This window comes from Endozoicomonas sp. SESOKO3 (assembly GCF_024606255.1).
The window spans coordinates 1-1124 of sequence record NZ_JAHHPR010000077.1 but is presented as its reverse complement, the minus strand read 5'-3'; the positions used below and the strand labels follow the sequence as shown (position 1 = coordinate 1124).

2 protein-coding genes are annotated in these 1124 nt (G+C 51.9%); one reads left to right on the top strand and one right to left on the bottom strand.

The window, feature by feature from the left end:
• Positions 1-336: hypothetical protein (locus KDK18_RS01285; protein WP_257252627.1), on the top strand; the 336-nt coding region annotated here is incomplete at its 5' end.
• Here KDK18_RS01285 and KDK18_RS01280 read toward each other — a convergent pair.
• The gene (locus KDK18_RS01280; RefSeq protein WP_257252626.1) at positions 333-950 is read right to left on the bottom strand and encodes a class I SAM-dependent methyltransferase; all 618 of its coding nucleotides are present in this window, start codon (positions 948-950) and stop codon (positions 333-335) included. The two genes, KDK18_RS01285 and KDK18_RS01280, sit on opposite strands and share 4 nt — an antisense overlap.
• Positions 951-1124: the final 174 nt, after the last annotated feature.

Here is a 1124-nt window from a genome sequence, read left to right as displayed (position 1 = left end):
GTCTGTGTCAGCGATCAACCTTGGGTCACCATTGCCGAATCCTGCGAGCTGACCATGGCGCTCCTGGCCGCGGGTGAAAAGCAGAAAGCCACTCAGCTCTATAGCTGGTTGCACAACTGGCGTGACAGTGATGGCGGCTATTGGACGGGCTATCAGTACGTCGAAGACGTGATCTGGCCGCTAGAGAAAACGACCTGGACAGCCGGTGCTATTTTGTTGGCAGCAGATGCTCTAACCGAGTACACAGCCGCTTCCCGTTTATTTCTGGAATCAAGTCTGGAAATAAAACCGGAACTGCCAGAAACCGAAGAGGCCCTGGCAGCCGTTAACAGTTAACGGCGGCGGAATAACCCCAGCGTGTTGACCATGGGTAGTTCTTCAAACAATCCGGAGGCTTTCGCCAGCTTCCAGATGTTGTAAGGAGCCTGCCCACCGTCTTGGGGGTTAGGGAAGATGTCGTGTATTGCCAGAATGCCACCGGGCTTGATAAAGCTGACCCAGCTGCGAAAATCCGTCTGGGCCGCTTCTTCACTGTGTCCGCCGTCAATAAACACCATGCCCAGAGGGGTGGCCCAGTGACGGGCTGCCACAGCAGAAGGAGCAACAATAGGGACAACCGTATCGCCCAGTCTGGCTTCACGCATGGTGGTTCGGAACGTTTTAAAACTGTCCATCAGTTGAATGCTGGCATCGTAGAGATCACTGTCGTGATACTCTTCCCCCAGCTGGTGCTCTTCTGACCCACGGTGGTGATCCACGGCATAGAGCACACTGTTATTTTGCTGGCAGGCAACACCCAGGTAGACCGTAGACTTGCCACAGTAACTGCCAACTTCCAGACAGGGGCCCAGCTGACTGGCTTCCAGAGCGAACTGGTGAAGTGCTTCGCCTTCGTCCGGAGCCAGAAAGCCTTTAACAGAATCGATATTGAGTGGCAGTTGTACAGGCATAGTTCTTAATGAATCAGTTTGTATTGAATCAGTTTGTAAAGATGTAGTTCGTTTTTTCATTTTATACGTCGGAAGTAGTTCAGTCAGGCGACTGGCTTCAAAGGCATAATAACAAATCAGGCTCGAGCAGTGCGTAAAAATCATAAACCTTTCTGGATCAAGAAGCTCTCAGAC

Bases quoted from the DNA above. Each gene is read 5' to 3' on its own strand.
- KDK18_RS01280 (WP_257252626.1), bottom strand. From the start codon at position 950: ATGCCTGTACAACTGCCACTCAATATCGATTCTGTTAAAGGCTTTCTG.